General features: G+C 36.1%; 23 protein-coding genes and 1 other annotated feature. Of the genes, 1 reads left to right on the forward strand and 22 read right to left on the reverse strand.

Annotation, left to right across the window (positions count from 1 at the left end; all coding sequences use genetic code 11):
* The 19 genes from aspS to mreC form a co-directional block, all read right to left on the reverse strand.
* The coding region (gene aspS / locus TJ68_RS03575; RefSeq protein ID WP_040928785.1) for an aspartate--tRNA ligase at nucleotides 1-1,732 on the reverse strand (1,732 nt) is incomplete at its 3' end.
* Entirely contained in the window at nucleotides 1,732-2,988 is a 1,257-nt protein-coding gene (gene hisS / locus TJ68_RS03580; protein WP_052327290.1) for a histidine--tRNA ligase, read from the reverse strand. The genes hisS and aspS, both read right to left, overlap by 1 nt.
* A 259-nt stretch (nucleotides 2,989-3,247) precedes the next feature.
* Entirely contained in the window at nucleotides 3,248-3,976 is a 729-nt protein-coding gene (locus tag TJ68_RS03585; RefSeq protein WP_040928786.1) for an N-acetylmuramoyl-L-alanine amidase family protein, read from the reverse strand.
* On the reverse strand, nucleotides 3,976-4,428 hold the full coding sequence (gene dtd / locus TJ68_RS03590; RefSeq protein ID WP_040928787.1) for a D-aminoacyl-tRNA deacylase: 453 nt from the start codon (nucleotides 4,426-4,428) through the stop codon (nucleotides 3,976-3,978). The genes TJ68_RS03585 and dtd overlap by 1 nt, the downstream gene beginning before the upstream one ends.
* 10 nt (nucleotides 4,429-4,438) lie before the next feature.
* Complete coding sequence (locus TJ68_RS03595) at nucleotides 4,439-6,598, reverse strand: RelA/SpoT family protein (protein ID WP_040928788.1); 2,160 nt, start codon at nucleotides 6,596-6,598, stop codon at nucleotides 4,439-4,441.
* A 63-nt stretch (nucleotides 6,599-6,661) separates the two neighbouring features.
* Complete coding sequence (locus tag TJ68_RS03600) at nucleotides 6,662-7,180, reverse strand: adenine phosphoribosyltransferase (RefSeq protein ID WP_040928789.1); 519 nt, start codon at nucleotides 7,178-7,180, stop codon at nucleotides 6,662-6,664.
* Nucleotides 7,181-7,248: 68 nt separating this feature from the next.
* The gene (gene recJ, locus TJ68_RS03605; protein ID WP_040928790.1) at nucleotides 7,249-9,495 is read right to left on the reverse strand and encodes a single-stranded-DNA-specific exonuclease RecJ; all 2,247 of its coding nucleotides are present in this window, start codon (nucleotides 9,493-9,495) and stop codon (nucleotides 7,249-7,251) included.
* A gap of 47 nt (nucleotides 9,496-9,542) precedes the next feature.
* A complete protein-coding gene (secDF, locus tag TJ68_RS03610) occupies nucleotides 9,543-11,822 on the reverse strand; it encodes a protein translocase subunit SecDF (RefSeq protein WP_081643653.1) in 2,280 nt (759 codons plus the stop codon).
* A 104-nt stretch (nucleotides 11,823-11,926) separates the two neighbouring features.
* Complete coding sequence (gene yajC, locus TJ68_RS03615; protein WP_040928791.1) at nucleotides 11,927-12,184, reverse strand: preprotein translocase subunit YajC; 258 nt, start codon at nucleotides 12,182-12,184, stop codon at nucleotides 11,927-11,929.
* A 14-nt stretch (nucleotides 12,185-12,198) separates the two neighbouring features.
* Nucleotides 12,199-13,347, reverse strand: a complete 1,149-nt coding sequence (gene tgt / locus TJ68_RS03620; protein WP_040928793.1) for a tRNA guanosine(34) transglycosylase Tgt — start codon at nucleotides 13,345-13,347, stop codon at nucleotides 12,199-12,201.
* 7 nt (nucleotides 13,348-13,354) lie between these two features.
* On the reverse strand, nucleotides 13,355-14,377 hold the full coding sequence (gene queA / locus TJ68_RS03625) for a tRNA preQ1(34) S-adenosylmethionine ribosyltransferase-isomerase QueA (RefSeq protein ID WP_040928795.1): 1,023 nt from the start codon (nucleotides 14,375-14,377) through the stop codon (nucleotides 13,355-13,357).
* A complete protein-coding gene (ruvB, locus tag TJ68_RS03630) occupies nucleotides 14,374-15,387 on the reverse strand; it encodes a Holliday junction branch migration DNA helicase RuvB (RefSeq protein ID WP_040928796.1) in 1,014 nt (337 codons plus the stop codon). The genes queA and ruvB overlap by 4 nt, the downstream gene beginning before the upstream one ends.
* Nucleotides 15,388-15,404: 17 nt before the next feature.
* Nucleotides 15,405-15,998: a Holliday junction branch migration protein RuvA gene (gene ruvA / locus TJ68_RS03635; protein ID WP_040928797.1), complete on the reverse strand. Its 594-nt coding sequence runs from the start codon at nucleotides 15,996-15,998 to the stop codon at nucleotides 15,405-15,407.
* 8 nt (nucleotides 15,999-16,006) lie between these two features.
* Nucleotides 16,007-17,287: a GTPase ObgE gene (gene obgE, locus TJ68_RS03640; protein WP_040928798.1), complete on the reverse strand. Its 1,281-nt coding sequence runs from the start codon at nucleotides 17,285-17,287 to the stop codon at nucleotides 16,007-16,009.
* An 81-nt stretch (nucleotides 17,288-17,368) separates the two neighbouring features.
* A complete protein-coding gene (gene rpmA, locus TJ68_RS03645; RefSeq protein ID WP_040928799.1) occupies nucleotides 17,369-17,653 on the reverse strand; it encodes a 50S ribosomal protein L27 in 285 nt (94 codons plus the stop codon).
* Nucleotides 17,654-17,977, reverse strand: a complete 324-nt coding sequence (locus tag TJ68_RS03650) for a ribosomal-processing cysteine protease Prp (RefSeq protein ID WP_040928800.1) — start codon at nucleotides 17,975-17,977, stop codon at nucleotides 17,654-17,656.
* Complete coding sequence (gene rplU, locus TJ68_RS03655; protein WP_040928801.1) at nucleotides 17,977-18,285, reverse strand: 50S ribosomal protein L21; 309 nt, start codon at nucleotides 18,283-18,285, stop codon at nucleotides 17,977-17,979. The genes TJ68_RS03650 and rplU overlap by 1 nt, the downstream gene beginning before the upstream one ends.
* 11 nt (nucleotides 18,286-18,296) lie before the next feature.
* Nucleotides 18,297-18,369, reverse strand: a sequence feature (ribosomal protein L21 leader region).
* Nucleotides 18,370-18,420: 51 nt separating this feature from the next.
* Nucleotides 18,421-18,942: a rod shape-determining protein MreD gene (gene mreD, locus TJ68_RS03660; protein WP_040928802.1), complete on the reverse strand. Its 522-nt coding sequence runs from the start codon at nucleotides 18,940-18,942 to the stop codon at nucleotides 18,421-18,423.
* A 2-nt stretch (nucleotides 18,943-18,944) separates the two neighbouring features.
* On the reverse strand, nucleotides 18,945-19,772 hold the full coding sequence (mreC, locus tag TJ68_RS03665) for a rod shape-determining protein MreC (protein ID WP_238316027.1): 828 nt from the start codon (nucleotides 19,770-19,772) through the stop codon (nucleotides 18,945-18,947).
* A gap of 335 nt (nucleotides 19,773-20,107) precedes the next feature.
* Here mreC and TJ68_RS03670 point away from each other — a divergent pair, with 335 nt between their 5' ends.
* On the forward strand, nucleotides 20,108-20,704 hold the full coding sequence (locus TJ68_RS03670) for a hypothetical protein (protein ID WP_040928803.1): 597 nt from the start codon (nucleotides 20,108-20,110) through the stop codon (nucleotides 20,702-20,704).
* A 52-nt stretch (nucleotides 20,705-20,756) separates the two neighbouring features.
* Here the strand turns inward: TJ68_RS03670 and TJ68_RS03675 are convergent, their stop codons facing one another.
* The 3 genes from TJ68_RS03675 to radC all read right to left on the reverse strand — a co-directional run bounded on the left by TJ68_RS03675 (nucleotide 20,757) and on the right by radC (nucleotide 22,663).
* Nucleotides 20,757-21,248, reverse strand: a complete 492-nt coding sequence (locus TJ68_RS03675) for a dihydrofolate reductase (protein ID WP_040928804.1) — start codon at nucleotides 21,246-21,248, stop codon at nucleotides 20,757-20,759.
* Between the two features lie 74 nt (nucleotides 21,249-21,322).
* Nucleotides 21,323-21,871 (reverse strand): GNAT family N-acetyltransferase, encoded by a 549-nt coding sequence (locus tag TJ68_RS03680; RefSeq protein ID WP_040928805.1) that lies wholly within the window; start codon nucleotides 21,869-21,871, stop codon nucleotides 21,323-21,325.
* Between the two features lie 108 nt (nucleotides 21,872-21,979).
* The gene (gene radC / locus TJ68_RS03685; protein WP_145998154.1) at nucleotides 21,980-22,663 is read right to left on the reverse strand and encodes a RadC family protein; all 684 of its coding nucleotides are present in this window, start codon (nucleotides 22,661-22,663) and stop codon (nucleotides 21,980-21,982) included.
* Nucleotides 22,664-22,857: the final 194 nt, after the last annotated feature.

Below are 22,857 nucleotides of genomic sequence, written 5' to 3' on the forward strand. Positions count from 1 at the left end.
GATGTAATTCGTTTAATTGTCTGTTTGATACATATGACGGTGAATCCATCATTAAGTCTTGTGCACTACTTGTTTTAGGGAATGCGATAACGTCACGGATATTATCTGTTTTTGTCAGTAACATAACGAGACGATCTAATCCGTATGCTAAACCACCATGTGGTGGTGCTCCGTATTTAAATGCTTCGATTAAGAAACCAAACTGATCATGCATTTCTTTTTCTGAGAAGCCAAGTGCTTTGAACATTTTTTCTTGAAGTTCAGGGTCAGAAATACGAATTGACCCTCCACCGAGTTCATAACCGTTTAATACGATGTCATAAGCATTTGCTTTTACTTTTTCTGGTGTTGTTTCTAGTAGCTCGATATCTTCTTCTTTTGGTGACGTAAACGGATGGTGTGCTGCAACGAAACGTTCTTCTTCGTCATCGTATTCAAATAATGGCCAGTCTGTAATCCAAACGAAGTTGTATTTATCTTCATCGATTAACTCTAACTCTTTACCGAGTTTATTTCTTAAGTTACCTAAACTTGCATTTACAACAGATGCTTTATCTGCTCCGAAAAATACGAGGTCATTGTTTTCAGCGTTTAATAATTTTTTTAATTCTATTTGTTTTTCATCGTCAAAGAATTTAGCGATTGGACCAGTGAATGCGTCGTCGTTATATTTTAACCAAGCAAGTCCTTTAGCACCGTATAATTTTACGTACTCTTCAAGTGCTTCAATATCTTTTCTAGAATATTTGTCTGCATTGTTTTTAACGACGATTGCTTTAACAATTCCACCGTTTTCAACTGTAGATTTAAACACTTTAAAGTCGACGTTTTTACTAAATTCGCTAAGTTCTACGAGTTCCATATCAAAACGTGTATCTGGCTTATCTACACCATAACGTAACATCGCGTCGTCATATGTCATGCGTGCAAATGGTGTTTCAATGTCTAAACCTTTAACTGTTTTAAATACGTGCTTTAGTAAACGTTCGTTTAAATCGATCATATCTTCGACGTCAGTGAATGATTTTTCGATATCGACTTGAGTAAACTCTGGTTGACGATCACGACGTAAGTCCTCATCACGGAAACATTTTACGATTTGATAATATCTTTCAAAGCCACTTAACATAAGTAGTTGCTTATAAATTTGTGGTGACTGTGGTAAAGCATAAAATTCACCGTGGTGAATACGTGATGGTACTAAATAGTCACGTGCACCTTCAGGTGTTGATTTAGATAAGAACGGTGTTTCAACATCTACGAAAAATTCGTCATTTAAAAATTCACGAATTGCTGCAGTAGTTTTATGGCGTGTTCTTAATGTTTCTTGTAAACGTTGACGTTTTAAATCGACGTAACGATATTTTAGTCTGACGTCTTCACTTACGTCTTCATCTTCAATTTGGAATGGTGGAGTTTGCGCTTTAGATAATACTTTAAGTGTATTTGCAACGACTTCTAACTCACCCGTTTTAATGTTTTCGTTCACTGTCGACGGGTCACGTTTAACGACTTCTCCTGTGACTTCGATAACGTACTCTGAACGTAGTGTGTCTGCAATTTCAGTTGCATCTTTATGATCTTGATTAAAGACAACTTGTACGACGCCTGAAGCATCCCTTAAGTCGATGAAGATTAACCCACCTAAGTCACGACGGCGTTGTACCCAGCCTTTTAATGTTACTGTTTCGTTTAGTTGTTCTAACGTTTCTAATACGAGTGTTCTACTCATTATTTAATAGCCTCCCCTAAGTTTTCAATTGAAGTTTCGACTTCTTCTCCTGTTGCCATATGTTTTAATTTGACTTGACCAGTTTCAAGTTCATTTTCACCTAATACAATTGTATAAGTCGCACCTTTACGGTCTGCATCTCTAAACTGAGCTCCGACACCACGAGCTTTATAGTCCATATCGACAGTCAATTTATTTTTTCTTAACTGTGATAATAATACGCTCGCATAGTCTCTTGCCTCTTCCCCAATTGTTACAACATATAAATCTAGCGTATGAGGGTTTTTAATATCAATACCTTCTGCTTCAAGTGCGAGTAGTAAGCGTTCAATAGATAAAGCAAATCCGATACCTGTTTCTTTCGGACCGTCTAACAATTCTACTAAACCGTTATATCGACCTCCACCTGCGAGTGTAGTAATCGAACCAAAACCATCTGAAGTACTCATTAATTCAAATGCAGTGTGCGTGTAATAATCAAGTCCACGTACTAAATTCGGATCCTCAACATATTTTATACCGATTTTGTCGAGTTGAGATTTTACTTTTTCGTGATACGACAGCGATTCTTCATTTAAGTAATCAGTGATTTTTGGCGCCGTCGCCATTAACGGATGATTTTTATCTTTTTTACAGTCTAATATTCTCATTGGATTTGAGTCGATACGTGACTGACAGTCAGAACAAAACTCATCAATACTCGGTCTAAAATGTTCTTGTAGTGCTTTTTGATACTCTTTACGACTATCAAAGTCACCAATTGAGTTAATGTGTAACTCTAAATCTTTTAAACCAAATGACTCATAAAACGCCATGAGCATGCTTAAAATTTCAACATCGATTAACGGATCCTCAACACCGATCGCTTCTACACCGAACTGAATGAACTGTCTATAACGCCCTTTTTGTTGGCGTTCGTATCTGAACATCGGCTGATTGTAGAAGACTTTAATCGGTTGATTTGGGTCACCGTACATTTTGTTTTCAATATAACTACGTACGACTGTTGCTGTACCTTCAGGACGAAGTGTCATACTTCTATCGCCTTTATCTTTAAACGTGTACATTTCTTTATTGACGATATCTGTCGTATCTCCAACAGCTCTTACGAATAAATCAGTACTTTCGAAAATTGGTGTTCTAATTTCTTGATAATTGTATTTTTCACAAATGTCTTTAAGTGTGTCTTCAATAAACTGCCACTTATAAGAATCTTTCGGTAATATATCTTGCGTACCGCGTGGTATTTGTATCATAAATTTCCCTCCATAAAAATATCCCTTATACCGTTCAAGGTATAAGGGACGAATATATCGTGGTGCCACCCTAATTTAGTAATGGTTTACTCTTCATTAAAAATTATTTTATTAATATATAGAAGTGTCTGTAACATTTTAAAAATGCGCCACTCTCACCAAACATGACGTCTCTGCTCGCTCATTTTTAAACGTACTTCTTCTATAGTTAGATTAAATAAATTATAAATTAATATCGTACATTTAGTCAAATGATTATCTACTCTTCAAGATATATTTCTAAGCCATCTAATAGTCCTTTAACTAAACGATTTTGATAATCGTCAGTATTTAGTAAATAATCATCGACATCGTTACTTAAAAAACCGAGTTCGACTAACGTTGCTGGATAATCGAGTTGTTCTGTTACTTGATATCCCATAACTTCAACGCCATTATTCGGTAACAGTGCATAACGGTCTAAACCTTCGTTCATAGCAGTTGCTAAGTCTTTTTGGTTATCATGAGTGTAGAATGTTTTAAAGCCAGTAGGTTCTGGAGATTCAAACGCATCACTATGAAGTGAGATAAAAATATCTCCTTCGACTTCACGGTCATCGAGTTCTACTGTTTTATTAGAATTACGAATCATGACAACTTTTGCATTCGATTGTTTTAACACTTTTTCTAACTTTAGCGCAACGGATAACACAATCGTTGCCTCGTTTTCACCGTAGTATGACGGTGCCCCTGGATCTGTACCACCGTGACCAGGGTCAATGACGATTGTTTTTCCTTTAAAGTCATATTTCTTTTCTGTAAAATCAATCGTTATATTTTGATAATTATTTTTTGGTTCATATGATTTTACGATGTAAATAAATGAAAAAATAAATATTAAAGACGTTACAAATATAAATAACGGTTTTACATATACATGCTTTTTTGTTTTAAGAAACCAAATTAAAAATTGGCCGACCTTTTTTAAGAATGCCTTTAGTCCATTCATTAAATAATCTTACCTTCTTTGGCTTCATATATAATAGTAATCGGCCCACTATTTGTGAGTCGCACATCCATATGCGCTCCGAAAAATCCAGTTTTAACGAGAACTCCTGCTTCTCTTAGTTGCTCATTAAAGTATTCATATAACTCGTTTGCATGCTCTTTACTCGCAGCATCGACAAACGATGGACGGTTTCCTTTTCTGACATCTGCATATAACGTAAACTGAGAAATACTTAAAATTTCTCCTCCGACATCTTTGATCGACAAGTTAATTTTTCCGTCGTTATCTTCAAATACTCTTGCCTTTACAATTTTTTCAGCAAGTTTTTTTGCATCTTCTTTCGTAGATGTCTCACTCACACCGACGAGTAACATGTATCCGGTTTGGATTTCATTATATAACTCGTTTGTAATGACTGATGCATGACTCACTTTTTGTAATACGACTTTCACTTATAACACCTCATTTAAACACGCGCTCAACACTATATATATCTTTTAAATTTTTAATCTTATCGACGATACGATGTAAATCTGGTTTAGATTGAACCATAATCGAAATATTCACTTTCGCATGATTACTCGCATTCGTTTGGCCACTCACTTGGGTAATCGGAACTTTCTCACTAGACACGAGGTTTAATATTTCATTGACTAAACCATTTCGATCGAATCCGTGAATTTCTAAATTCACTTTATAGCGTGCTTTGTCCTCGATACTTCCGACCCATGAAACGTCGATTAAACGCTCTGTTTCATTTTGAATGTTCGCGCAACTTTTAACGTGAACTTTTACACCGTGACCTTTTGTAATGTAACCGACGATGTCATCTCCTGGAACCGGGTTACAACATTTTGCAAGGCTCACGAGCATACCGTCTAATCCTTCAACAATTACACCAGACTCTGAAGTCGTTTGTTTAAAGTCTTTTTTACGTTCTACTTCAAGAACAGGTGACGTATCTTTTTGTTTTAAATGACTCGTTAAACGGTTCGCAATTTGCTGTGGTGTCACACCACCATATCCAACCATTGCATATAGATCATCGATTTGATTTAAATTATATCGCTCTAGCACTTGAGCGACTATTTTTTCAGTTAATGCTTCTTCTAGTGTAAAACCGTTTAGCTTAATTTCTTCTTCAACTTGTAGGCGACCTTTTTCAACGTTTTGTTCACGGTCTTGCTTTTTAAAGAACGCTCGTATTTTATTTTTAGAGCTCGATGACTTTACGAGATTCAACCAGTCTAAACTTGGTCCGTATGACTGTTTGCTCGTACGAATTTCAACGATATCTCCAGTATTTAACGTAAAATCAATCGGTACAATTTTACCGTTTACTTTTGCTCCGACCATTTGATTTCCGACTTCTGAGTGTACAGAATACGCAAAATCAATCGGAACTGCGCCTTGTGGTAATTCCACGACATCACCATTTGGTGTAAATACATAGATCTTATCAGATAACATATCGCTCTTTAATGCATCCATAAATTCTTCAGCATCTGTATAAGACGACTCATTATCGACAATTTCTTTTACCCAGCTATTCGTCGGTGCACTTAACTTTTGACCTTCTTTATATGCCCAGTGTGCAGCAACCCCGTGCTCTGCGATTTCGTGCATTTCAAATGTTCTGATTTGTATTTCCAGTGGATCACCGTTTGGACCGACAACTGTCGTATGTAGTGACTGATACATATTTTGTTTCGGCATCGCAATATAGTCTTTAAAACGACCAGGTACCGGTTTCCAAATCGTATGGATAATACCAAGTACCGCATAACAATCTCTAATATCATCGACGAGTACGCGTACAGCGAGTAAATCAAAAATTTGATCAAACTCTTTATGTTGGTCTTCCATTTTACGGTAAATACTATAAATATGTTTTGCGCGTCCAGATAAACTATTTTTAATATGTGATTTTGATAATTCGCTTTCGATTTGTTCAATCGCTTTGTTAATGATAATTTCACGTTCACTACGTTTCTTTTTCATATAACTAACGATTCTAAAATATGCGCTTGGATCGATATAGCGTAGTGAGATATCTTCTAACTCCCATTTAATACTCGAGATACCGAGTCGGTTCGCAATCGGTGCGTAAATTTCAAGCGTTTCTTTAGAAATTCGAATTTGCTTTTCCTCAGGCATCGCTTTTAACGTACGCATATTATGCAGTCTATCTGCGAGTTTAACTAATATTACTCGCACATCTTTTGCGATTGCAACGAACAGTTTTCTATGGTTTTCTGCTTGCTGCTCTTCAAGAGAACGATACTTAACTTTTTCTAACTTCGTTACACCGTCAACGATAACCGCAACTTCTTCGTTAAACATATGTACTAAATCATCATGAGTATACGGCGTATCTTCGACGACATCGTGTAAAAATCCTGCGACAATCGTTGCTACATCCAGCTTTAACTCTGCTAAAATACCTGCGACTTGAACTGGATGTAAAATATACGGCAATCCATTTTTTCTAAATTGCCCATCATGAGCTTTTTCAGCAAGATCATAAGCATCTTTAACCATATTTAACTCATCATCATTCATATATGCACTACATAAATTAAATACATCTTCAGCAGTATATGGGTATTCTTTATCACTCATGATCTCACTTCCTTTAAAAGTCTTGTTATGTAAAAGTGCCTGATTGCTCAGGCACTATAATTATTATTCATTATATTCTAATAATGAGATAATTTCATAGTCTTTAATTTTATCTCGACCATTTAAATAATTTAACTCGATTAAAAACGCGAGTCCGACTACGATACCACCGAGCGCTTCAACAAGATGAATCGCCGCTTCAATCGTTCCACCAGTAGCAAGTAAATCATCTGTAATTAACACACGTTGACCTTTTTTAATTGCATCTTTATGAATTTCAAGTGTGTTTGTCCCGTATTCTAAATCATACTCATAAGATATTGTTTCTCTCGGTAGCTTATTTGGTTTACGCACTGGCGCAAAGCCAATACCTAACTTATACGCAACTGGACATCCGATAATAAAACCTCGTGCTTCTGGTCCAACGATAATATCGACGTCTTTATCTTCAGCGAATTTAGCAATTTGATCTACCGCGTAGCCAAATGCTTCACCGTTATCCATAATCGTCGTAATATCTTTAAACTGAACGCCAGGTTTTGGCCAGTTTTCTACTTCAGAAACATACTGTCGTAAATTCATTTAATAATCTCGCACCTTTACATTTAATACTATTATTTTAACATAATTCATACGTATACACATCGTTTTTATTCGTTTATTAGCGTTTCAATATATGTTTTTAACTCTGGTCTCGAGGACATTTTTAAAATCGTTTCTGCATTTAACTTTTCACTGAGCTGTTTAAAGTAAGTCGATTCGATGACGACGAGATCAGACGTTAAATTCTCATTGTAAAAAATGACGCCTTCATTTAATTTAACACGATTTAAATCATCTAAAACATTTAATACTTTGACGAGCATATCCATCGTAATGTGATGTTTTTTTGCAAATTGTGGTGCATATTTTTTTAAGTCAATCGCACCATTTTCAGCATTAATAATTGTTTCATACACATGTTCAATCGTTTGAACTTTAGGAATCCCACTAAAGAATAAATTATCTTTATCATCAAAAATAGCGACGAGCTTTGAAGTCTTTAATTGCTTCACTGATGCTTCAAAATTTTGTATAGAAATTGGTAAATCTCTAAAAATCACTTGGTCGACGTTATAACTAATCGTCTCACCGTAATGAAAATAGTTATCACCGAGCTTTTCTTTATCTTCAGCGATAAAGAAAATATCACTATTTTTATTAATACGTTTAAAATTTTGATTGTTTTTAGAACGCATATCAAATAGCTGCATATCTTTAATTTCAGCGTCATTTAATACGAGTTGAACTTTTTCTACACCGTTAAACTCATTGATACCGAGAGTTCCGATCATGTAAATTTTCTCGCTTTGAGATGTCTCGTTATATAACTTCCCGTAGTTAAATCCGATCACTTCAAAACTATAATCGTAAAGCGTCATTTTTAAATGCTTGTTATCAACACCGAGCTGGCGAATCGAATCAATTCGTGCACCACTTATCATGACTGTTGGTGCTAAAAATCCATGTCCAAACGGTCGTAATGCATTTAATGCCTTAATATCATCTGTCGTAACGTTTGTTTTCGTTAACTTTAAATCGACATCTTTAGTCGGTTTTGATGAAGATACTTTGTCGTTCATGTACGCTGTTAATTCATCTTTAAAATCATCCATGGATTCTACTGGTACTTTAATCCCAAATGCTTGGTTATGTCCGTGTGCCACATGTGACGCTTTTATATGCGACAATTCTTGCAGCAACTCTATCGTATTAATTGAACGCGCACTTCCAGTGTATACATCTTCATCTTTTGTCAGTAAAATTGCCGGTACACCGTAGGCTTCAACTATTTTAGAAGCAACGATTCCTAACACACCAGGATGCCATAACTCACCATAAATGACGTGAATGTTATCGTCAGCATTTAAAAACTCTAACGCTTCAGCGTACGTATCCTCAACCATTTGCTTCCTAGTATCATTTAACATCTCTATTTCTGAAGCTATCATTTCCGCTTTACTATAACTTTCAGAAAGTAAGAGAGATACTGATATACTCGCTTCGTCTATACGACCCGTCGTATTTAATCGAGGTGCAACCGTAAAACCGACCGTCTCTTCGGTAATTTCACCTGAAGATTTCGCCGCATTTAACAGTGCTTTTACACCAAAATTCGTATGACTATTTAAATAATCTAACCCATGAATGACAAAATATCGATTCTCATCAAACATCGGCACCATATCTGCAATCGTTCCGATCGCAACAAGGCTAATAAATTCATCTTCAACGTATCCTAGCGCTTCAATCACTTTATACGTAATACCGACCCCGGCTAAGTTGTTACATGGATAATTTCCATTTGGATGATTCGGGTGAATGATAACTGCATTTGGCATTTCCTCACTAAATTCATGGTGATCGATGACGATGACGTCTATATCATTCTCTCTTAGTAATTCAATTTCTTTAATATGTGTAACCCCATTATCCACTGTAATTACTAAATCAAAATTCCCGACGACTTCTTCTTGTAGTAAATCGTAATTTAAACCATAACCGTGATCGACGCGATTTGGGATAAAGAAATACACGTTATCATTTCGTTTTTTTAACGCTTTATATAGTATCGTCGTACTCGTAATTCCATCCGCATCATAGTCACCGTAAATTAAAATTCGACTTTGATTGTTAATATGCTCCTGGATTAACTCTGTCGCTTTGTCGATATCATATATGAGTGACGGTGAATGTGTTTCTGGCTCTAATATTTTCTTTAAATCGTCTTCAGATGTGAACCCACGATTTTCTAAAATCTGTTGACTGAGTTCACTTAATTTATATCGTTCGATAAGTTCGTCTGTAATAGACGATTCATTTTCATTTAAAATCCAATGATATGTTGACTCGTACATATAATCATCCTTTAAAAAACGTCTAGGCGATTTGCCTAGACGTTATTTTATACTAATACTTTATCATCATTACTACGTTTTTCTTCGTATACAACTAGTTTACCACCATTCTTACGAAGTTGTCTCTTTTTAAGGACACCCCATATCTGAATTGCGATAAATAGAGATGAGTACACACCACTAATTAAACCAACGAGCAATGCAACTGCGAACGTAAAGATCGATTCGCTTCCCATAAATACGAGGAACACAACGACGATGATTACTGTTATTACTGTGTTTAATGAACGTGTCATCGTTTGTCTTAATGACGTATTGATGAGGCGATTAATATCGTCTTCACTCTTGTATACTTTCATCTTTTTATTGTTTTCACGAATACGGTCTAACGTAACGATCGTATCGTTAATTGAGTAACCGACGATTGTCAGTACCGCGGCAATAAATGTAATGTCGACTTCTAATCTAAAGAAGCTGAAGACTGCAATCATTATAAATACGTCATGCAGTAACGCAAGAACAGCTGGTAATCCCATGCGCCATTCAAAACGAATCGTTACGTATATTATAATCGCTACTGACGCTATAAGTAATGCTTTAATTGCGTTTTTAACGAGCTCTTGTCCAACGACTGGACTTACTGTACTCGTCATCGGAGTTTCGCCGTACTTCTCTTCAAAGAACGTCTGTAACTCTGCGATTTGGTTTTTATCTAAATCCTTTGAGTAGCGCGCAACGACTGTCTTATCCCCTGACTTCGTTAAACTTTCTGGTTCAAGTCCAAGTTCAACTAAATCATCTCTTACAGATTGTTCTGTCGTATTAGACTCAGCGACAATATCTGCTCGTGTACCACTCGTAAAGTCAATTCCAAGATTCAGTCTATATATTGATAAAATCGCGATTCCTGCTACGATAATCAGACCACTTAATAGGAAGAATTTCTTCGCATGTTCTGCAAATTTAAGTCCATCCCAAACAGTTGTTAGATCTTGAACGTTAACACCTTCACGAATGTTATGAATATGTTTTTTCTTTAAACCGAATAGTTGTGGTTTGTTGTCCATAGAGCCAGATGAAACTAGTAAACGCATCAGTACACGAGTTAAGAATACTGCTGTAACGAAACTCATTAAAATAGATAGTAAGAGCATCGTAGCAAAACCTTTAACACTAGACGTACCGAAGATGAATAAAATAATCGCCGCGATTAACGTCGTTAAGTTCGCGTCAATAATAGTCCATAATGATTGACTCGCACCTTTTTTGTACGCTTCTTTAATACTTCGTCCAATTCTTATTTCTTCTTTTATGCGTTCGTATAAAATAATATTTGCGTCAACGGCCATTCCGACCCCTAAAATTAACGCTGCAATACCAGGTAGTGTTAACACACCGCTAATTAAGTTAAACATTACGAGCGTTAAGTAGATGTAAACGACGAGTGTAACTGACGCAATGAGTCCTGGTACTCTATAGAAAATAAGCATATAAATGAGTACGATTGCGACACCAATTAAACCTGCTGTTACAGTTTTATCGAGCGCCTCTTCACCAAACTGTGCGCCGACACTTGTCGAATAAATTTCAGTTAGTTTAACAGGTAATGCACCAGAGTTTAGTAGTGCTGCAATATTTTGTGCACGTTGTAATCCTTCTTTATCACCAAATCCTCCAGAAATCATTACTTCTGTTGAGTTAATTGGTTTATCCACTGAAGCTGCTGAAATATATTTAGAATCCTCTTTTTTAGCTTCTTCAACGAAAGAATCGACGCCTTCTTCAAAGTCCATCCAAATAACTAAAAGATTTGCTCCTTTCTGTTTTTCAGAAATTTCTTTTGTTATTTCATGGAACTTGCTTGCATCTTTTAATTTTAAAGATACAATCGGTTGGTTTAAGTCGTCATAACCTTGACTCGCCCCACCTTGTACTAAATCTTTACCAGATAGTAAGACATTATCTTCAACGTCACGAATTGTAAGTAGTGCTTGCGTTGAAAGTAATTCACGCGCTTCTTGTTGGTTTTCAACTCCGGCAAGTTGTACTCGGATACGATTTCCTTCTTCTATTTGAATGTTCGGTTCAGATACCCCGAGTACGTTTACACGTGAATCGAGTGTTGAAGCTGTCGCTTCGACATCTTTTTGTTCAATCGTATCGTCTTTTTCTAATGGCTCAACTTGGTAAAGTACTTCAAATCCACCTTGAAGGTCTAAACCTAAGTTTACGTCTTTAACTATATCTTTATAAGTAAGCCCAATCGCTGTACCTAAAAGTACGACGATAAGTAACATACTTATAATTCTACTTGGTTTCTTTTTCACAGTGTCACCCTTTTTATGTAATGTAAATTAATATATACATTATAACGATAATTTGGTTAAAACTAAATATAAAATAAAAAAAGCCGACATCTGTCGACTTTTAATTACTTAGATACTTGATGTAACGCACGGCGTTCAAATTTTAAAGTTGTGCCTTCATCGACTTTTAAATACATGTAGTTCGCATCGAAAGATTCAACGACACCTGTAAGACCGCCAATTGTTACAACTTCATCACCTTTTTGTAAGCCTGCTTGCATTTCATTTATTTGTTTTTGACGCTTTTGTGCTGGACGAATCATTAAAAAATACATCACAGCAAAAATCGCGATAAATGGTAGTAAAGTTACTAATAAATCCACGTGATTCCCCCCTCTTAAAAGTTTTTAGCATTCTCTTTATTAAGTCCATATGTTTCAAAGAAATATTCTTTAAAATCTAACAGACTATCATTTAATATTGCTTGACGAACGTCACTCATCAAGTTTAACAGAAAATGTAAGTTATGATAAGTCGTAAGTCTAGCACCGAACATTTCATTCGCTTTAAATAAGTGCCTGATATAAGCACGCGTATAATTACGGCACGTATAACAATCACAATTTGGATCGAGTGGACTAAAGTCGCGGCTATATTTTTGGTTTTTAACGACGAGACGTCCTTGACTCGTCATCGTCGTACCATTTCGTGCGATTCGTGTCGGTAATACACAGTCAAACATATCGATACCGCGAATGACTCCTTCTATTAAAGCATCTGGTGAACCAACACCCATTAAATATCTCGGTTTGTCAAACGGTAATAGCGGGACTGTTTCTTCTAACATTTCGTACATTAATGGTTTCGGTTCTCCGACAGATAGTCCACCGATAGAATACCCAGGAAAATCTAACGACGTAATTTCTCTTGCACTTTGCTTTCTTAAATCACTGTATTCTCCACCTTGAACGATTCCAAATAACGCTTGTTTTTTATCGTTTCCAGATTTCACATGGTGATTTAACCCACGCTCTGCCCATCGTGTCGTACGTTCTAACGAATCTTTAACGTATTCACGAGTTGCTGGAATTGGTGCACATTCATCGAATGACATAATAATATCTGCACCTAAATCGTGCTGAATATCCATTGCCTTTTCAGGTGTTAAAAATAACTTTGAACCGTCTAAATGACTTCTAAAGTGTACACCTTCTTCTTCGATTGTACGAATGTTCGATAAACTAAATACTTGGAATCCACCAGAATCTGTTAAAATCGGCTTTTGCCAGTTCATAAAATTATGAAGTCCACCCGCTTCACGGACGAGATCACTGCCTGGTCTTAACCATAAGTGATACGTATTCGATAAGATAATCTGACTACCCATTTCTAATAATTCTTCTGGTGACATCCCTTTTACTGTTGCAAGCGTTCCGACAGGCATAAAAATCGGTGTTTCAATAATGCCGTGCGGTGTATGTAAACGCCCAGCACGTGCACCAGACTGTTTACACGTATGAACGTGTTCATATCGTATTGCCATAATTTCACCTCTAAATGATTAACATCGCATCGCCAAAACTAAAGAAGCGATACTCTTTCTCTACTGCATGATTATATGCTTTTAAAATATTTTCTCGTGTAGAAACCGTACTTACGAGCATTAATAATGTCGATTTCGGTAAATGGAAATTCGTAATAAGACCGTCTACAGATAATATTTCTTGACCTGGATAAATAAATATATCCGTCCAATCACTCGTCGCTACGAATTTTTTATACGTTCTAAAATTCGCTTCTAACGTGCGCGTCGATGTTGTGCCGACACTGATAATACGATGTCCCTTTTCTTTTGCTTCGTTCAATCTTTTAGCAGTAGATTCTTCTATTGAGTAAAACTCACTATGCATATCATGCTCTTCAACGTTTTCTACTGCGACTGGTCGAAACGTACCAAGTCCAACATGAAGCGTAATGTAGACGATATCTACACCTTTTTCTTTTATTTGACTAAGTAACTCAGTCGTAAAGTGTAGCCCAGCTGTCGGTGCAGCTGCACTTCCGCTATGTTTTGAAAATACAGTTTGATATCTTTCGTTATCTTCTAATTGTGCTTTGATATATGGTGGAAGTGGCATTTCACCGAGTCCATCTAACACTTCTTCTAAAATACCATCATATTGAAGTTTTACGATATAAATACCGTTGTCATGCTTTTCTAACGCAGTTGCAGTCAGTTCACCGTCACCAAACACGATTTCTGTCCCAATATGTACGCGCCTAGCAGGTTTAATGAGTACTTTATATCCATTCGTTTCAGGATTAAGTAATAACATTTCAACGTGACCACCACTATCTTTTTTATGACCATGGAGTCTCGCAGGTAGAACGCGTGTATTATTTAATACGAGAACGTCATCTTCTTTTAAATAGTCGATTATATTATAAAAATGACGGTCTTCAATTTCACCAGTTTCTTTATCTAACACTAATAATTTAGAATCCGTACGGTTTTTAAGCGGATGTTGTGCGATAAGAGATTCTGGTAAGTGAAAATCAAAATCGGTTAATTTCATGATTCATTATCCTCTATATGTTTGTGTCGTTTAAAATAGTCATAACTTTTTGCTGTCGCTTCACGACCTCTTGGTGTACGTTGTAAAAAACCACGTTGGATTAAATACGGTTCGTATACGTCGATTAACGTGACGACTTCTTCACCTATTGATACAGCGACTGTTTCTAAACCGACAGGACCACCGCCATACGTGTCGATAATTGTCGTCATGACTTTATGGTCGATTGGATCGAGTCCTTCTTCATCGACTTCTAAAACGCGTAGTGCATCATTCGTCGTTTCTAGTGAAATCGACGCTTCACCTTTCACCATTGAGAAATCACGAACACGTCTTAATAAACGGTTCGCAATACGCGGGGTTCCGCGACTTCTTCTCGCAAGTTCATATGCAGACGTTTCATCGATTTTCACGTCAAAAATATCCGCGGTACGTTCAACAATCGTTTGTAACGCGTCGTTTGAGTAGTATTCTAATCGTAATTGTATTCCGAAACGGTCTCTAAGCGGTGCGGATAAACTACCAAAACGCGTCGTTGCACCGACTAACGTAAATGGTGGTAAGTCAATACGAATACTTCTCGCTTCGTCGCCTTGACCGATGACAACGTCGATAAAATAATCTTCCATCGCAGAATATAAAATTTCTTCGACGATACGTGGGAGCCTGTGAATTTCATCGATAAATAAAACATCTCCAGGTTCTAAGCTCGATAATATCGCTGCTAAATCTCCCGCACGTTCAATTGCAGGACCTGCAGTTGTTCTTATATTAACGTTCATTTCATGTGCGATAATATTTGAAAGCGTCGTTTTACCGAGCCCTGGTGGTCCGTGTAAAATGACGTGATCGAGTGGTTCCTCACGCATCTTTGCTGCATCTATAAAAATTTGTAAATTCCTTTTAATCGTATCTTGACCGATATATTGTGATAAATATAACGGGCGAAGCGAGAGTTCTTCTCTCGCCTCACCTTCTATTAACGACTGATCTAAAATTCTATCGTCCATGATTATCGTCTCCTGTTCTATTCAACGATATGTCTTAAACTTAATTTCACTGCCTCTTCGACAGTTGTGAGTTCTTGTTTTGATAAATATTTTTCTAACGATTTTAACTCACGTTTACTGTATCCGAGTGCTTTTAATGTTTCAAGTGCTTCCTCTACAATGACGTCGTTTGAACGCGTAGATTGTTGTGGTTTTACCTCAGCTTTAAAGTCTGCTTTTAACTTCCCTTTTAAATCTAAAATAATTTGTTGAGAGGTCTTTTTACCTATACCAGGGAATTTTTGTAAATACTTTTGATCTTCGTTTTCAATCGCATTTACGACTTCAGACGGTGTTGACGTCGCGAGAATTGCGAGCGCACTTTTTGGTCCAATTCCAGTTACTTTTAATAGCGACTGAAACATTTCCTTTTCACTCATACTGCTAAACCCATATAGTGTGAGACTATCTTCGCGAACGATTTGTTCGACGTAAATACGCGTCTCTTGATTTAAATACTTTTCAAAGTGATATGGATTTGCAGCAACGATTAAATACCCAATACCAGCTGTTTCCAGTGTCACATAATTCGCATGAATTTCTGTGAGCGTGCCTTTAATATACTGATACATATTTTCACCTATTCAATAAATTCAAATTCAAAGTCTTTAATTCTAACGACATCTCCAGATTGTACACCTTTTTCTCTTAACGCGTCATCGATACCCATCGAACGCATTTGACGTGCAAATCTTCTAACTGCTGCGTCACGCGAGAAGTCTGTACGCATAAATAGCGTCTCGATTTCTTTACCGTGAATTTCAAATGTTCCGTCCATACCACGTTTAATTTCAAACGGTGCTTCTTGTTTTTCATGTCGATATACGACGCGAACGTCTTGATCGATAGTTTCTTCTTCCTCTTCAGGGACATAATTTTCTAACGTTTCGATAATTAAATCGTTTAACGCTTGAATACCTTCTCCAGTTACAGCTGAGATTTCAACGATTTTAGAATCCGTCTCGACTTCACGTTTAAATCGTTCAATATTTTCTCTATCTTGAAGTACTTCGATTTTATTTAAAGCGATAATTTCTGGTCGTTTTAATAATTTTTCGTTATATTCTTTTAATTCATTGCGTATGATTTTATAGTCTTCCACTGCATCTCTATACTCTGTTTCTGCGATGTCGATGACGTGCACGAGAACTTTAGTACGTTCGACGTGTCTTAAAAACTGTATTCCAAGACCTGTTCCGTCAGCTGCACCTTCAATTAACCCTGGTAAGTCCGCCATAACAAATGACTTATCTCTAACAATTACAACACCTAAATTCGGTTGAATCGTTGTAAATGGATATGACGCAATTTTAGGTGTCGCGCGAGATACACGACTTAATAACGTCGACTTCCCAACACTTGGAAATCCTACTAAACCGACGTCTGCCATTAACTTTAATTCTAATATAAGGTCGAACTCTTCTCCTGGTTCTCCACCTTCAGCAAAATCTGGTGCCGTATTTCTACTCGATACAAAACGAGAGTTCCCTCGTCCACCGCGTCCACCTTTTGCGATGACTGCACGCTGAGTATGTGTCGTTAAATCCGCAATGACTTCTTCAGTTTCAGCATTTTTTACGACTGTACCTGGTGGTACTTTAAGAATCATCGGATCACGACTTTTACCGTGCTTATTTGAACTCATACCAGATTCACCGTGCTCTGCTTTAAAGTGACGCTGATATTTAAAGTCCATTAACGTATTAAGTCCTTCATCGACTTCCATAACGATATCTGCACCGTTACCGCCGTCTCCACCTGCTGGACCACCCATAGGTTCATATTTTTCTCTTCGGTACGCAACGATTCCATTACCACCGTTTCCTGCTTTTACATAGATCTTCGCATAATCTGCAAACATACCGACACCTCCATTCTTATCTATTATACATAATATACTGACATAAAAAAAAGCATCAGCGAATCGCTGATGCCTGTTTTATTACGCTTCGTAAACAGATACGCGTTTTTTGTTACGTCCAACGCGCTCAAATCTTACGACTCCATCTACTTTAGCAAATAATGTGTCGTCTCCACCTCTACCAACGTTTACACCTGGATGAATTTTAGTTCCGCGTTGACGGAATAAAATTGAACCACCTGTTACAAATTGGCCATCTTGGCGTTTCGCACCAAGACGTTTCGCGTGAGAGTCACGACCGTTTCTAGTAGATCCTACCCCTTTTTTCGATGCGAAAAATTGTAAGTCTAATGTTAATTTAAACATTCAGTCCACCTCACTTTTAGTTACCTTAATATAGTCTTTATACGATTGTTCTATAGTTTCGAGTGATATAATCATCGTTTTAAGTATTAGATTTACAGATTGGTCGTATTCTTTTACTTCTAAAAAGAAATACCCACCTTCATTGTTGATATCTAACACCGGTTCGACATCTGTCAATTGAAATATCGCATTCGTATTACCAAATACTACACTAGACGCTCCAGCACAAACAATATCTTGTCCATGTTCTCCATAATCGGCATGACCAGACATTTCTATGCTTTTAACAACGTCATCTTTCAACTTGACTTCAACATGAACCATTACGCATCAATCTTTTCGATTGTAACTTTTGTGAATGGCTGACGATGACCTTGTTTACGTAAGTAGTTCTTTCTACGTTTGAACTTAACGACGTGGATTTTCTTGCCACGACCTTGTTGTTCAACTTTTGCAGTTACTGTAGCACCTTCAACGACTGGCGCACCGACTTTAACGTCGTCTCCACCAACTAAAAGTACGCGATCAAAAGTAACTGTGTCACCTTCATTAGCGTCAAGCTTTTCAACGAAGATTGTTTGACCTTCTTCTACTTTAACTTGTTTACCGCCTGTTTCGATGATAGCAAACATACTTTACACCTCCTAATTATAAGACACGCCATATAGGTGGATTAAATAATCACTTAAACCTGTTCTGAGCGGTTGATGTTTACAAATTCATCAACTTCTAAAGTATACACATACTAACTGCTCTAGTCAATCTTTTTATGCATGTTTTGTGAATACATTTTTTCTTATTTTTCTTAATACGAGTACAAAGATGAGAAGTGGTATATATAGTAATGCATTTAATAATAAACTCGGTACTGCACGTAACGCAATATAATCAAATACTGGTAAATCTATATACCCAACTACTTTGTATATCCCATATATATATAAATCAAATAAAAACGTATTGACGATAACGACAAAGAATAAACCTATCATATCTCTATAGAATACTCTAAATGCTGAATGCATAAATAATACAAATGCGACAAATCCAAATAAATGAATGCCGTAAATTGAACCTGTATATAAATCTAAAATGACTCCGAATACGATACTAAAAAATATGCTATACGATCTCCCGAAGTAAATCGATACGAGTAATAACATCATAAATAATAACTTCGGTACAAAATAAACGTCAGAACCTAACAGTGAGAATGGGCTCACTGAAGCGAAACTAAAATCTAAAAACAATACAGTAAAGAATCCGATAAATAAAAAAATTGAACGCATCGTTATTCTTCACCTACAGTTTCAGGCTCTCGTTTAATGACAAATATCATGTCGAGTTCATTAATATCGCTGTCCATTTTAACACTCGCATTTTTGCTTAAACCATATTTATCGTTTACCGAATCGACAACTTCACCGACGATAATCCCTTCTGGAAAAATACCTGTTAAACCGGATGTGTATACTTTTGAACCTTCTTTAATTTTACCGTCGTTAACGATATTACCGACGAGTAACGTATTTCCGTTTTCATCATAACTTTGAATCGTACCGTAATGTCGCTTATCTCCGTTATGTATTTCAACAGAAATATTTTTCTTTGCAGCGTCTGTCGTAATCATTTCCACAAAACTTGAACTTCCATTTGCACGTTTTACAACCCCAATTAGACCTTTTGGCGTCATAACGGCCATACCTTCAGATACACCGTGCTTCGTTCCTTTATCGATAGTAAAACTATTTAACCATTGATCCGGTGAACGTGAAATAACACGAGCATTGATTGTTTCATAGTCGATTTTAGAAGATACATCAAGTGCTTCTTTTAATTTTTCATTTTCTTCTTCAAGGCGTTTTAAATCCGCTTCAAGTTGCGGTAACATATCTAACTTAGCTTCAAGTTCTTTTTCGTTTTTTGACGGTCCGAATATAAAACCTAATAAGTTAAACGGAGTTTTCATTACTTTTTGTGTCGTAGCTGTCGCATCACCAACGAACATCTCCGCCTTTGTCGTATGTGTACGAACAGATATAGAAAACCCTATCAATAAAATAAGGAGGATGACTGAAAAGACAATCGTAATCATTTTATTCTTATTAAAAAACTTCAAAACTCCACCTCCATAATTATCATTATTTTACCATATCTAATTGAAAAATATACGCGTTTAAAAGTTTATATTAAATAAAATTCGAGATAAACTTGCTTTTCTTTAAACATTAAAATATAATGAGTATATATTAGACATAGAGAACGACAGTGCCTAGCAAATGTCACTCACCGGTAGCACACCTAAGTGCTAGATATCATATTATTATCTGTTAAATGTAGACTCAGAACGTCTACGCAAAAGACCCACTAAATCGCCAATTTAGTGGGTTTTATTTTGTAATAATGTACATAAACCGATACACTAGTAATCGTAATATAAAACGGAGGCTAAGCATGACACTAAAAACTTTCATCATTGTACTCATCATCACACAAATATATTTTGCATACCATGCTTTCCTATTTAAAAAGAAAGAACAGCCTATGGTCAATGTAAAAGATGATAAAGCAGAAATTAACGGTCAAGAAGTGAATACAAAAATATATTCGTTCGTCTTAAACTACGGTCCACAAATGCGCAGACACTTTAACAACATTTGGTTTATCATTGCGTTTTTCATCATCGGTTCAATCGTCATCGCACCATCAATACCAGACTATGCGAGATACGGTAGTAATTTAACGTTTGTCATTCCAAACTTAATATTATTTGGACTGATCGTATCAGTATTAACAATTATCATTAATGTACTTTTAAAAGAATATATGATTGCAGGGACAGCACTATTTAACGCAATCGCGATGTATATCGCATATTTCCAAATGAACTTAACATTAAATATGGATGGCTTTACTGAATTCGTATTAACACTTGTACTTGTATTTAACACAAATAAAATGTTAAAACTTCATAATGGCACGTATCCATTCTTTACATGGACGATGATAAATCACCTCATTGCGTCAACGCTAGTGCTCTTACTTATGTAAAATAATCCCCAAGAGTTTAATTCTCGAAACTCTCGGGGATTATTTTTAATCTCTATTTTCTTTTCCATATTTCAAAAGTATGTGGATGCTTGTTGTTTTCATCTACAATACCATCCCAAGACCTCAGAAGTTCAAAATCATCATAATTAAAGTCATCAGGAAAATATACGTTACCGTAAAATGCGTCATGAATGACTGTACGATATAAATAATCAACATCTTCTTCAAACAGTTTAAATAAACTTACACCGCCGATAATATAAAAATCTTCAGCGTACTTTTCATATAACTCTAAAACTTCTTCTTTACTATTAACTACAATCGCACCGGGTGCTTCATAATCTGGATTATGAGTTAACACGATATTACGTCGACCTTTTAACGGACGTTTCGGTATTGACTCATATGTCACGCGACCCATGACAACGTCTCCTTGCATCGTCACTTCTTTAAAAAACTTTACATCTGCAGGAAGCCTCCATGGTAGTCTGTCTCCTTTACCAATTAAGCCGTTTTCATCTTCAGCATATACATAAGCAAGCATAGAATCACCTCATTCCATATCGTTTATACTCATATACCCTCTTATTAAAAAGTTAAAAACAGGTGGCATTAATATTAATTTAACTCCATCCACTCATCTTTTAACATCCCATAAACAACATGATCGACATAATGATCATATAACCATTCAACTTGTCTTAACGTCCCCTCTTCAATAAACCCTAACGTTTCAGGAATTTTACGACTCTTCACATTTTTACTTGCAGCACGTATTTCAATTTTATTTAAATTCAGTTCAGAAAAACCGATATCCATAAGCGCACGCACAGCACGAGTCATAATCCCGTTCCCTTGAAACTCTTCACCGAGAAAATAGCCAATGTGACCAACTCGTGTCGACCAATCAAACGAATTAAAACTTAAAATACCCGCGACTTCCCCTTTAAATAAAATAGCAGTCACCATACCCTTATTATCGACGTAATTCTGCATCGAAGACTTAATAAACGCCTTCGTATCATCAACCTCTTTAATAAAAGCAGGCCACGGCAACCACACTTTCAAATAATCACGTGACTTATCCGTCAACTCAAAAATAGCATCCGCATCACGATGATCCACCAACTTCAAAGAAATATCATCGTCAACTTTATATGTAAACATAGGAACACCTACCTCAATAGTTATTATGTATAAAATTAATATTCTGTAATTTTAACATAATATATTAAAGCATAGTGAGTTACAAGTCCCTATGCAATCATTACTAGATTAAAAACAATCCATCTCTTTTAGGCTAATGTATTTACCATTACCAATGATAATGTGATCTAAAAAGTCGATACCAATCAATTCACTACTCATTTTTAGTCGTTTACTAACTTCAATATCTTCACTAGAAGGTGTTGGATCACCACTCGGATGGTTGTGGACACATATAAATGCTGCAGCACTTCTTTTGACCGCTTCTTTAAAGATTTCTCGTGGATGAACTACCGTAGTATTAAGTGATCCTTTAAATACTGTTTCTTGATGAATCACCTTATATTTAGTCGATAAATATAAGACGACAAAGTGTTCTTGTTGGAAATATCTCATTTTCTCCATTAAAAGTTTCGACACGTCATCTGGAGAATGAATGAATACATCATCTTCTAAGCTATGACTATGCATTCTTACAGCAAGTTCAATCACTGCCAATATTTTTATCGCTTTAGCTTCACCGATACCATTAATCTTAGTCAGCTCCTGATACGTAACATCTCTTAAATCGCTGATTTTCTTTAAATTCTTTAACACATTATCTGCGAGTGTTAAGCTGCTCTCATTCCGACTACCGGTATTTATAATGATTGCTAAAAGTTCTCTATTTGTTAAATTATCCGCACCGTATATTTTTAATCGTTCTCTCGGTTTATCAGAAGACATCATTTCTTTAATCATTAAATCATTCATAAGAAACCTCCAAAATATATAGTTGATAAATCATCATAAATAATAAAAGTTAGAATAGTACTAGTTGCTACAAAAGGTACATACGGTATTTTACGATTATCAGGACTATTTATAATCTCCATAATAATCACGTAAAACCCACGACTATAAAAGAAAATAACAAGATAAAACTAAATAACATCATAGGAGTGATT

It is taken from the genome of Nosocomiicoccus massiliensis (assembly GCF_000438455.1).
Taxonomy (GTDB): domain Bacteria; phylum Bacillota; class Bacilli; order Staphylococcales; family Salinicoccaceae; genus Nosocomiicoccus; species Nosocomiicoccus massiliensis.

What these genes read in the sequence shown, in the direction of transcription:
- TJ68_RS03595 (WP_040928788.1), bottom strand. Translation starts at nt 6,598, where the DNA reads ATGAGTGATAAAGAATACCCATATACTGCTGAAGATGTATTTAATTTA.
- rpmA (WP_040928799.1), bottom strand. Translation starts at nt 17,653, where the DNA reads ATGTTTAAATTAACATTAGACTTACAATTTTTCGCATCGAAAAAAGGG.
- recJ (WP_040928790.1), bottom strand. Translation starts at nt 9,495, where the DNA reads ATGTACGAGTCAACATATCATTGGATTTTAAATGAAAATGAATCGTCT.
- TJ68_RS03670 (WP_040928803.1), top strand. Translation starts at nt 20,108, where the DNA reads ATGACACTAAAAACTTTCATCATTGTACTCATCATCACACAAATATAT.
- radC (WP_145998154.1), bottom strand. Translation starts at nt 22,663, where the DNA reads ATGAATGATTTAATGATTAAAGAAATGATGTCTTCTGATAAACCGAGA.
- TJ68_RS03675 (WP_040928804.1), bottom strand. Translation starts at nt 21,248, where the DNA reads ATGCTTGCTTATGTATATGCTGAAGATGAAAACGGCTTAATTGGTAAA.
- ruvB (WP_040928796.1), bottom strand. Translation starts at nt 15,387, where the DNA reads ATGGACGATAGAATTTTAGATCAGTCGTTAATAGAAGGTGAGGCGAGA.
- TJ68_RS03680 (WP_040928805.1), bottom strand. Translation starts at nt 21,871, where the DNA reads ATGTTTACATATAAAGTTGACGATGATATTTCTTTGAAGTTGGTGGAT.
- obgE (WP_040928798.1), bottom strand. Translation starts at nt 17,287, where the DNA reads ATGTTTGCAGATTATGCGAAGATCTATGTAAAAGCAGGAAACGGTGGT.
- rplU (WP_040928801.1), bottom strand. Translation starts at nt 18,285, where the DNA reads ATGTTTGCTATCATCGAAACAGGCGGTAAACAAGTTAAAGTAGAAGAA.
- queA (WP_040928795.1), bottom strand. Translation starts at nt 14,377, where the DNA reads ATGAAATTAACCGATTTTGATTTTCACTTACCAGAATCTCTTATCGCA.
- TJ68_RS03600 (WP_040928789.1), bottom strand. Translation starts at nt 7,180, where the DNA reads ATGAATTTACGACAGTATGTTTCTGAAGTAGAAAACTGGCCAAAACCT.
- TJ68_RS03650 (WP_040928800.1), bottom strand. Translation starts at nt 17,977, where the DNA reads ATGGTTCATGTTGAAGTCAAGTTGAAAGATGACGTTGTTAAAAGCATA.
- hisS (WP_052327290.1), bottom strand. Translation starts at nt 2,988, where the DNA reads ATGATACAAATACCACGCGGTACGCAAGATATATTACCGAAAGATTCT.
- mreD (WP_040928802.1), bottom strand. Translation starts at nt 18,942, where the DNA reads ATGCGTTCAATTTTTTTATTTATCGGATTCTTTACTGTATTGTTTTTA.
- ruvA (WP_040928797.1), bottom strand. Translation starts at nt 15,998, where the DNA reads ATGTATCAGTATATTAAAGGCACGCTCACAGAAATTCATGCGAATTAT.
- TJ68_RS03585 (WP_040928786.1), bottom strand. Translation starts at nt 3,976, where the DNA reads ATGAATGGACTAAAGGCATTCTTAAAAAAGGTCGGCCAATTTTTAATT.